Source organism: Ruegeria sp. HKCCA6707, from assembly GCF_013033515.1.
GTDB lineage: Bacteria > Pseudomonadota > Alphaproteobacteria > Rhodobacterales > Rhodobacteraceae > Ruegeria.
In genome coordinates, this window is the sequence record NZ_WQEG01000014.1 from 1 (window position 1) to 10,585 (window position 10,585).

Annotated in this window: 8 protein-coding genes; 2 read left to right on the top strand and 6 right to left on the bottom strand. The window is 57.4% G+C overall.

Annotated elements, in window-relative coordinates:
• Positions 1–115: 115 nt before the first annotated feature.
• From fusA to rpsL, 3 genes are read right to left on the bottom strand one after another with little or no spacing between them, the layout of a single operon-like run.
• Entirely contained in the window at positions 116–2,233 is a 2,118-nt protein-coding gene (gene fusA, locus GOW40_RS20375; RefSeq protein ID WP_171133685.1) for an elongation factor G, read from the bottom strand.
• An 18-nt stretch (positions 2,234–2,251) separates the two neighbouring features.
• Positions 2,252–2,722 (bottom strand): 30S ribosomal protein S7, encoded by a 471-nt coding sequence (gene rpsG / locus GOW40_RS20380; RefSeq protein ID WP_010441203.1) that lies wholly within the window; start codon positions 2,720–2,722, stop codon positions 2,252–2,254.
• A gap of 15 nt (positions 2,723–2,737) precedes the next feature.
• Positions 2,738–3,109, bottom strand: coding sequence for a 30S ribosomal protein S12 (gene rpsL, locus GOW40_RS20385; protein WP_005621086.1), 372 nt, complete (start codon positions 3,107–3,109; stop codon positions 2,738–2,740).
• 363 nt (positions 3,110–3,472) lie between these two features.
• Between rpsL and GOW40_RS20390 the strand changes: the two genes are divergently transcribed.
• A complete protein-coding gene (locus tag GOW40_RS20390) occupies positions 3,473–4,267 on the top strand; it encodes a putative rhamnosyl transferase (RefSeq protein WP_171133686.1) in 795 nt (264 codons plus the stop codon).
• On the opposite strand, the gene GOW40_RS20395 is transcribed toward GOW40_RS20390, so the two are convergent.
• Together GOW40_RS20395 and GOW40_RS20400 are read right to left on the bottom strand one after the other, a co-directional pair.
• On the bottom strand, positions 4,264–5,133 hold the full coding sequence (locus tag GOW40_RS20395) for a DMT family transporter (RefSeq protein WP_171136776.1): 870 nt from the start codon (positions 5,131–5,133) through the stop codon (positions 4,264–4,266). The two genes, GOW40_RS20390 and GOW40_RS20395, sit on opposite strands and share 4 nt — an antisense overlap.
• Before the next feature lie 213 nt (positions 5,134–5,346).
• Entirely contained in the window at positions 5,347–5,490 is a 144-nt protein-coding gene (locus GOW40_RS20400) for a hypothetical protein (RefSeq protein WP_171231141.1), read from the bottom strand.
• A 236-nt stretch (positions 5,491–5,726) separates the two neighbouring features.
• Between GOW40_RS20400 and GOW40_RS20405 the strand changes: the two genes are divergently transcribed.
• Positions 5,727–6,233 carry a DinB family protein gene (locus GOW40_RS20405; protein ID WP_171133688.1) on the top strand — a complete coding sequence of 169 codons (507 nt, stop codon included), beginning with the start codon at positions 5,727–5,729 and terminating at the stop codon, positions 6,231–6,233.
• 109 nt (positions 6,234–6,342) lie between these two features.
• Here the strand turns inward: GOW40_RS20405 and rpoC are convergent, their stop codons facing one another.
• Complete coding sequence (gene rpoC, locus GOW40_RS20410; protein ID WP_171133689.1) at positions 6,343–10,584, bottom strand: DNA-directed RNA polymerase subunit beta'; 4,242 nt, start codon at positions 10,582–10,584, stop codon at positions 6,343–6,345.
• Position 10,585: the final 1 nt, after the last annotated feature.

The window sequence follows — 10,585 nt, forward strand, 5'->3', positions numbered from 1 at the left end:
CAATCGTGCCAATGTTGACGTGCGGTTTTGTACGCTCAAACTTTTCCTTTGCCATGATGGCCTCCTTTTTCGGTAATGCAGGGAGCGCGATACCCACGCTCCCTCAAATCTTCGCTTATGCGTATTTCGCCTGAATCTCGTCCGAGATGTTCTGCGGAACCGGATCGTAGTGGTCGAACTGCATGGTGAACTGGGCACGACCCGACGACATCGAACGCAGAGTGTTGATGTAGCCGAACATATTCGCCAGCGGCACGAACGCGTCGATGGCGATCGCGTTGCCGCGCGGTTCCTGACCAGACACCTGACCACGACGCGAGGTCAGGTCGCCGATGATACCGCCGGTATATTCTTCCGGGGTGATCACTTCGACCTTCATGATCGGTTCCAATAGTTTCGCGCCAGCTTTGCGCATGCCTTCACGCATACACATGCGGGCCGCGATTTCGAACGCCAGAACGCTCGAGTCAACATCGTGGAACTTACCGTCCAGCAGAGCCACCTTGAAATCGATCACGGGGAAGCCAGCCAGAGGGCCGCTGTCCATAACCGACTGGATGCCTTTTTCGACACCCGGGATGTATTCCTTCGGAACGGCACCACCAACGATGCGGCTTTCGAACGAATACCCTTCGCCCGGCTCGGTTGGAGTGATCTCCAGCTTAACCTCACCGAACTGACCCGAACCACCCGACTGTTTCTTGTGGGTGTAGGTGTGCTCGACCGGCATCGAGATGGTTTCACGATAGGCCACCTGCGGTGCACCGATGTTCGCTTCGACCTTGAACTCGCGCTTGAGACGATCCACCAGGATGTCCAGGTGAAGTTCACCCATGCCCTTCATGATGGTCTGACCCGATTCCAGGTCGGTTTCGACACGGAAGGACGGGTCTTCGGCGGCCAGACGGGCCAGACCCTGAGACATCTTCTCTTGGTCGCCCTTGGTTTTGGGCTCAACCGCGATCTCGATCACCGGATCTGGGAAGGTCATGGTTTCCAGAACAACCGGATCCTTCGCATCACACAGGGTGTCACCGGTGGTGGTGTCTTTCAGACCCGCCAGCGCGATAATGTCGCCTGCAAACGCTTCTTCGATCTCTTCCCGGTTGTTCGAGTGCATCATCATCATACGACCGATGCGCTCTTTTTTACCTTTGGTCGAGTTCAGGATCGAGTCACCCTTGTTCATGGTGCCCGAGTAGACGCGTGTGAAGGTCAGCGAGCCCACAAACGGGTCGTTCATGATTTTGAACGCCAGACCCGAGAAGGCCATATCGTCATCCGCGCGGCGTGCGATGTCACGAACTTCTTCCTCGTCGCCGGGTTTAAAGCCCATGTAGTCGACAACGTCCAGCGGGCTGGGCAGGTAGTCGATCACAGCGTTGAGCAGCGGCTGAACACCTTTGTTCTTGAACGCGGACCCACCCAGAACCGGAACGAAAGCGATTTCCAGAGTACCTTTGCGCAGCAGGGCGCGCAGGGTCGGAACGTCGGGCTCATTGCCTTCCAGGTATTCCATCATCGCGTCGTCGTCCATTTCGACGGCCGCTTCGATCATTTTGCCGCGCCATTCTTCAGCCATGTCTTTCAGGCTGTCGCGGATAGGAGCTTTGATCCAGCTTGCGCCCAGATCTTCGCCCTGCCACAGCCATTCTTCCATGGTGACCAGATCGATCAGGCCTTCCAGCTCGGTCTCGGCTCCGATCGGAATACCAACCGGAACAGCGCGTGCGCCGGTGCGGTCTTCGATCATGCGAACGCAGTTGAAGAAGTCAGCGCCGATCTTGTCCATCTTGTTGACGAAAACCATACGCGGAACCTTGTAGCGGTCAGCCTGACGCCACACTGTTTCGGTTTGGGGCTCAACACCGGCGTTTGCGTCCAGAACGCAGACCGCACCGTCGAGAACCGCCAGCGAGCGTTCGACTTCAATGGTGAAGTCAACGTGGCCGGGAGTGTCGATGATGTTCAGGCGGTGCTTGGGGGTATCGGCGGTTTTACCGTCTTCGGTGCGTTCCCAGAAGGTGGTGGTCGCAGCCGAGGTGATGGTGATGCCGCGTTCCTGCTCCTGCTCCATCCAGTCCATGGTGGCGGCACCGTCGTGCACCTCACCAATGTTGTGGGATTTCCCAGTGTAATACAGGATACGCTCCGAGCAGGTGGTTTTCCCTGCATCGATGTGCGCCATGATACCGAAGTTACGGTACAGTTCGAGCGGATATTCGCGTGCCATTTTTGATAAGCCTCTGAATTACCAACGGTAGTGGCTGAAGGCTTTGTTCGCCTCAGCCATCTTGTGGGTGTCTTCGCGCTTCTTCACGGCAGTACCGCGGGACTGTACAGCGTCCAACAGCTCACCGGCGAGGCGTTCTTCCATGGTGTTTTCGTTGCGGCCGCGCGCAGCGGTGATCAGCCAGCGGATGGCCAGTGCTTCGCGGCGCTCGGGGCGCACTTCGACCGGAACCTGATAGGTCGCACCACCAACTCGGCGCGAGCGAACCTCGACCGACGGTTTGATGTTGTCGAGCGCTTCGTGGAACACTTCGACAGGGGCGCGCTTTACCTTGTTCTCAACGCGATCAAAGGCGTTGTAAACGATGCGCTCTGCAACCGACTTCTTACCGTCGATCATCAGGTTGTTCATGAATTTGGTCAGAACCTTGTCGCCAAATTTGGCGTCAGGCAGGACTTCGCGTTTTTCAGCGGCGTGACGACGTGACATCTCAGCCTCTCCTTCTTACTTGGGACGCTTCGCGCCGTATTTCGAACGGCGTTGCTTACGGTCTTTGACGCCCTGGGTATCCAGAACACCACGCAGGATGTGGTAACGCACACCGGGAAGGTCTTTTACACGGCCGCCACGGATCAGAACAACCGAGTGTTCCTGCAGGTTGTGGCTTTCACCGGGGATGTACGAGATCACTTCGAACCCGTTGGTCAGGCGCACCTTGGCAACCTTACGCATCGCCGAGTTCGGCTTCTTCGGTGTGGTGGTATATACACGTGTGCAGACGCCGCGTTTCTGCGGGCACTGCTCCAGGTGCATGGACTTCGAGCGTTTTACTTTCGGCTGCCGCGGCTTGCGGATCAGCTGTTGAATAGTTGGCATTCCGGTTTCTTCCCCGTTTTGCAACACACATGACATGCACGCGCGCTGCGTGCGGCTAAATTCACTGCACTTATGCGTCCACAAGCGCAAAACCCGCGAGCGCTCCCATTCCGAGGTGAACGTCGCGGTTGGTTATCAGAGGACGCGAACTGCAAAATTGTCCGGGTCTTGACCAGTTCATTACTGAAATCGGTTTTGGGGCGGCCCCCGGTACCGAGATGCGCGCGTATTAAGGGGAGTCGGCGCAAGTGTCAACAGCCGAGCCGCCCAGCCTGAAGATGCTGCCTGTCTGGCGCTGTCGGGTGGTTGCAGCACAGCTGCCCTGTGGGCATAGTTGCGCGCATACGCTACCCGGAACCCCAGATGCAAGTTATTGGCCTGTGCCGTTTTTCCTATCCCGCTCTTGGCGGCTTTCAAGTTGAACATGAAACGCTCGAAGCGCAGCGGCATTACCTTTACAACCCTAAACGCCTGAATGAGCGGTTTCACCTGTTCGAAACCCTTACTCTGCCCGCCTTGCGCGCGCAGACGGACCCGGAATTCGACTTTGTCATTGTGATCGGGGACTGCCTGCCGAAAGATTCTTTGGATCGTTTACAACAGCTGATTACGGACCTGCCGCAGGCCCGGATTATGGCCCACGCGCCGCTTGAGCATCGCAAGCTCATGCAACAGATCTTGAACGAGGTGCGAAACGCACCGGATCAACCGTGCTTGCAGTTTCGTCTGGACGATGACGACGCCATCGCGGTTGATTTTGTCACCCGCCTGCGCCGCGCTGCGCAGGATTGCAGCACTGCGTTCCAAGGCACTCAAACCGCCGCAATCGATTTCAACAACGGCTATATGCTGGAAACGCGGAAAACGGATTTTGGCGCGGCACAGGTCTACCGGCCTTTGATCTCGGCCGGGTTGGGCATGTATGTGTCAGGCGGGTGTGACCTGACTGTCATGAACTTTGCCCACCAAAGAATGGCCCGGTTCATGCCCGTGATCAGTTATCCTGACGCGCCGATGTGGGTGCGCAGCCTGAACGGATTTAACGACTCGCCGAAAGCACGCAAGGGTAACTTTAAACTTGCCCCTTTTGATCAAGCATTGCGCGACGTGTTCACAGAACGGTTTGCAGTTGAACTGGACAAAGTCTGCCCCGACTAATCTGCCGCATGAACCGCGCGGGCGCGCAGCAAGGTAAACAGGCCCGAGCCCACCACAATGGCGGCCCCAATCAGCGTCACCGCATCGGGCCAGTCGCCAAACACCACCCAGCCCAGCACAAGCGCCCAAATCAGGCTGGAATACCGGAACGGCGAGATGAACCCCACATCCCCGACCCGCATGACCATGACACTGAACAGATACCCCATCAGTACAAACACTGCTGAGGCTGCCACCAGAACCCCAGCATCAGACGTCACCGGCGACCAGCCCTGAAACACCGAGGCGATGCCCGCTGCGATGGTAATCGATACCGAGGTCGCAAGCGTGACCAGCATCGACGGAACCTCAGGCGACATGCGCCGTGTCAGCAGATCGCGCGCGGTAAAGCACAGGACGGCCAGCAAAGCATAGATCAGATACAGGCTCAGCCCATCGGGCCCCGGCCTGACAATAAGCAGCATCCCCAGAAAACCGAACGCGATCGCCAGTTTTCGTCGCCAGCCAACGGTTTCCCCAAAGAACACGACCGCACCAAGGGTCACCGTCAACGGCAGGGCCTGCAAAACAGCGGAAACATTCGCCAGAGGGATATGGATCAAAGCTGACAGAAACAGAAACGCCCCGAACAGCTCGGCCAGGCATCGCAGCACAACCAGCCATCGATCATGCCGGTTGAACCTCAGATGCAGTGCCCCCAAACGATGCGTCAGACCAAAGACCAGCACCGTGGCCAAAAGCCCCCGCAACGCAATCAACTGAAACAGGGGCAGGTCCTGGCCCGCAAGCTTTACCAACGTGTCATTTACGGTAAAGGCGGCCATGCTGCCCATCATCAGCAAGGCGCCTTTTACGTTCGGGGTCAAAGTTCAACCGTCCTAATTCTGTACTGTCACAAAAATCTCTGTGGTCTGAATATCGCCGACATTGAAACCCGATCTGCCTGTGAAACGCCAGTGTTTAGTTGGCGGCGGCTCACGAGCCCGAATATTCGACCAGCGTGTGATCAAGTCCGTCCAATGCCGCCTCGATAGGCGGTGCGATCTCGCCCCAGTCCCCTCGGGCCAGTCCGGCACCGCTCAAAGGATAGACGATCCGTGTAACTGTAAAGGTCGCCGCAATTGCGTCGAAACATCCTTAAATGGCGCAAAGTTCGAGAACTCTGCATAAGCGACGGTCTGCGCGTAGAAATAGATCGTCGGGTCGTCAGCGTCTGTATTCATGCGCGCAGGTAACACCGCAGTGACATACCATTGCAAGGCCCGTGGTCTGTCTCAAAACGTCCACCCAGACTGAATCTTCATATCGTGCAAAGATTTTCTTTTGCCTGAGCGAGGAAAGCGAATACTCTGGCAGCGCGGATCGTGTTTAGGCTTTCCGTCTTCTGTGTGATCGACGCTTAGCTCAAGCGTCAACCACAACCCTCCCCCGAAACTATCCGATTCATGAGGTCAATCAGATGATTTCAGTTCATTATTGCCGCCTAATGGCGCGCTATAATGCCTGGCAAAACAACTCTTTGATAACCGCCGCCGACGGTTTGACAGACACCGAACGTTGGGCCGATCAGGGTGCGTTTTTCAAGTCGATTGCTGCCACCCTCAACCACCTCTACTGGGCGGATGCTTTGCAACTGGCCCGCATCAGAGGGGAGGAACGACCGCAGGGCAGGATCACCCATTCCCTGAGCAATCCTTCGCAATGGACCGAGTTCAAACGAATGCGTAAGCAACAGGATAGGGAAATTGTAAAATGGGCAACCGGGCTGACACGTGAGGCGTTGAACGGCAGTGTGTCCTGGCTTCCGTTGAACGGATCAGATCGGGTTCAGATGCCTAAAGGGCTTTGCATCGTGCAGTTCTTCAACCACCAAACGCATCACCGAGGACAGGTTCATGCCATGCTGACAGCTTTGGGGGTGACACCAGAGCCGACCGATATTTTGGCGATGCCCCCAGAGGGCTGACAATGTGGCGCAAGGCACGTAGCTCGCTTTTCGACTCATGAGAACTGTGTACCCAACAAAAAGGCCCCGCGCGCTGCGCAGGGCCTTTCAAGTCTTTCGACACGGTCGCTTACTCGCGGCTTTCCGGGGTTTCCACCAGAACGTCCAGCTCATCGCCGACCATATCGTCGTCAAAGGTCGGGGCCGCCAGTGCAGCGGCGGCTTCGGCCTCTTCGCGGCGGGCTTCGATCACGACATTGTCGCGCGACTGGGCAACCTGGCGCACGGCCTGGGTTGCGCCACCAGTCCCGGCTGGAATCAGACGACCAACGATGACGTTTTCTTTCAGGCCAACCAGCTTGTCCTTCTTGCCCTGAACCGAAGCTTCGGTCAGCACGCGGGTGGTTTCCTGGAAGGACGCAGCCGAGATGAACGAACGTGTCTGCAGCGAGGCTTTGGTGATCCCCAGCAGGATCGGCTCACCCTGAGCCGGGCGACCGCCGCGGGCGATGGTCTTTTCATTCGCCGCGTCGAACTCCTGCTTGTCGACATGCTCGCCTTTCAGCAGGGTGCTGTCACCTGAATCCAGGATCTCCCACTTCTGCAGCATCTGGCGCACGATGACCTCGATGTGCTTGTCATTGATCTTCACGCCTTGCAGACGATAAACATCCTGCACCTCGTCGATCATGTAATCCGCCAACGCTTCGACGCCCATGATGGACAGGATGTCATGCGGAGCCGGGTTACCGTCCATGATATAGTCACCCTTCTGCACGAAGTCGCCTTCCTGCACCGGGATGTGCTTGCCCTTGGGCACCATGTACTCGATCGTTTCCATCGAATCGTCCGCCGGTTCGATGCTGATGCGACGCTTGTTCTTGTAGTCGCGGCCAAAGCGCACGTAACCATCGGCTTCTGCGATGATCGCGTGATCCTTGGGACGACGCGCTTCGAACAGTTCGGCCACACGCGGCAGACCACCGGTTATGTCCTTGGTCTTGGCACCTTCACGCGGGATACGCGCGACAACGTCACCGGCTTCGACGGTCTGGCCGTCTTCGACCGACAGGATCGCGTCCACCGACATCGGATAGTGAACCGGGTTGCCCGCATCGTTGCGGACCGGTTCACCATCTTCACCGACCAGAATGATCTCGGGCTTCAGGTCGCTGCCTTTGGGGGCGGCGCGCCAGTCAACCACGATCTTCTGGGTCATGCCGGTTGCTTCGTCGGTCTCATCCCGGACGGCAAGGCCCGAAACAAGGTCGACATATTTCGCTGTACCGGCTTTCTCGGCGATGATTGGCAGGGTGTAGGGATCCCATTCGAAAAGCTTGTCGCCACGCGAGATTTGCGCACCATCCTTGACGAACAGCTTGGAGCCATAGCCCAGCTTGAAGCTGGCGCGCTCTTCACCGTGTTCGTCGTTGATGATCAGCTTCATGTTCCGGCCCATGACCAGGCTTTCACCTGCTGCATTGACCAGGATCTGCGGGTTCTCGAAGGCAACAACGCCATCCTGGTTGGCTTCCTGGAACGACTGTTGACCACCCTGCGCAACACCACCGATGTGGAAGGTCCGCATGGTCAGCTGCGTGCCGGGTTCACCGATCGACTGTGCGGCGATGATGCCGACAGCTTCGCCGGTGTTCACCATGGTGCCGCGCGCCAAGTCACGACCGTAGCAGGTGGCACAGACGCCTTCCTCGGACTCACAGGTCAGGGGCGAGCGGATGCGCATCGACTGAACACCGGCCTCGTCGATTGTGTCGGCCATACGCTCGTCGATCAACTGACCGGCTGCTACGATCACCTCATCGGTGCCCGGACGCAGAACGTCGTCAGCCGCGACACGGCCCAGCACACGTTCGGCCAGCGATGCAACAACCTCACCATCGTTCACAGCGGCTTCGGCCGTGATCGCGCGATCGGTGCCACAATCGATCTCGCGCACGATGCAATCCTGCGCAACATCTACCAGACGGCGGGTCAGGTAACCCGAGTTCGCGGTCTTCAAAGCGGTATCCGACAGACCTTTACGGGCACCGTGGGTCGAGTTGAAGTACTCGAGAACGGTCAGACCTTCTTTGAAGTTCGAGATGATCGGCGTTTCGATGATGTCACCGTTCGGTTTGGCCATCAGGCCGCGCATACCGCCCAGCTGTTTCATCTGAGTAACCGAGCCACGCGCACCAGAGTGGGCCATCATGTAGACCGAGTTCGGTTCCTGTTCCGAACCGTCCTCTGCCCGTTCCGAGGATGAGATCGTGCTCATCATCGCCTCGGTGACGCGGTCGTTACACTTCGACCAGGCATCAACAACCTTGTTGTACTTTTCGCCCTGAGTAATCAGGCCGTCCATGTACTGCTGTTCAAAGTCTTTCACCTGGTTGCGGGTGTCATCGACGATGCCCCATTTATCATCCGGGATAACCATGTCGTCCTTGCCGAACGAGATGCCCGCCTTAAACGCTTCTTTGAAGCCCATCGACATGATCTGGTCACAGAAAATAACCGACTCTTTCTGACCGCAGTAGCGATAAACGGTGTCGATCACCTGCTGCACTTCTTTCTTGCGCAGCAGACGGTTAACCAGTTCAAACGGCGCCTTGTTGTTCATCGGCAGCAACGCACCCAGGCGCAGACGGCCCGGCGTGGTTTCAAACCGCTTCTGAACTTCGTTGCCCTCGTCGTCGATCTGAGTGATCCGCGCGGTGATTTTGCTGTGCAGATGCACCTCACCTGCGTCCAGCGCGTGCTGAACCTCTTCCGCAGACCCAAAGACCTTGCCTTCGCCCGGCATGCCTTCGCGTTCCAGGGTCACATAGTAGAGACCCAGGATCATATCCTGCGACGGAACAATGATCGGTGCACCGTTTGCAGGCGACAGAACGTTGTTTGTCGACATCATCAGAACACGGGCTTCCAGCTGGGCCTCAAGGCTCAGCGGGACGTGAACGGCCATTTGGTCCCCGTCGAAGTCGGCGTTAAAGGCCGAGCAGACCAGCGGATGCAGCTGGATCGCTTTGCCTTCGATCAGCACCGGCTCGAACGCCTGAATGCCAAGACGGTGCAGCGTCGGCGCACGGTTGAGCATGACAGGGTGTTCGCGGATCACCTCGTCGAGGATATCCCACACTTCGGGGCGTTCCTTCTCGACCAGTTTCTTCGCCTGTTTCACGGTCGAAGACAGACCCTTGGCTTCAAGGCGCGAATAGATGAACGGCTTGAACAGCTCCAACGCCATCTTCTTGGGCAGACCACATTGGTGCAGCTTGAGTTCCGGGCCGGTCACGATGACCGAACGACCCGAGAAGTCGACGCGTTTCCCCAGAAGGTTCTGACGGAAGCGACCCTGCTTACCCTTCAGCATGTCCGACAGCGATTTCAGAGGACGCTTGTTGGCGCCAGTGATCACGCGGCCACGACGGCCATTGTCAAACAGAGCATCCACGGATTCCTGCAGCATCCGCTTTTCGTTGCGGACAATGATGTCAGGCGCGCGCAGTTCGATCAGACGCTTCAAACGGTTGTTCCGGTTGATAACGCGGCGATACAGATCATTCAGATCCGAGGTCGCGAAACGGCCACCATCCAGCGGAACCAGTGGACGCAGTTCCGGCGGAATAACCGGAATTACGGTCATCACCATCCACTCGGGCCGGTTGCCGGATTCGAGGAAGGATTCAACAACCTTCAGACGCTTGATGATCTTTTTGGGCTTCAACTCGCCAGTTGCTTCGGCCAGATCAGCGCGCAGCTGCTCGGCTTCGGCTTCCAGATCGATCTGGGCCAGCATCTCACGAATGGCTTCAGCACCGATATTGGCAGTGAACGCGTCCATGCCATAGGCATCCTGCGCGTCCATGTACTCTTCTTCGGTCAGCATCTGGCCATAGGTCAGGTCGGTCAGACCGGGCTCGATGACGACATAGTTTTCAAAGTACAGAACGCGTTCCAGATCGCGCAGCGTCATGTCCAGCATCAGACCGATGCGAGACGGCAGCGATTTCAGGAACCAGATATGTGCAACGGGTGCTGCCAGTTCGATATGGCCCATACGCTCGCGACGGACCTTCTGCAGGGTGACTTCCACACCGCATTTCTCGCAGACAACGCCGCGATACTTCATCCGCTTATATTTGCCGCACAGACATTCGTAATCTTTGATCGGGCCAAAGATACGCGCGCAGAACAGGCCGTCACGTTCAGGCTTGAACGTCCGGTAGTTGATGGTTTCGGGTTTCTTGATCTCGCCATAGGACCAAGACAGGATCCGCTCGGGCGACGCCAGTGAGACCTTGATCTCGTCGAAGACCTTCGGGGGCGTCAGCGGGTTGAACGGGTTGTTGGTGATTTCCTGGTTCATT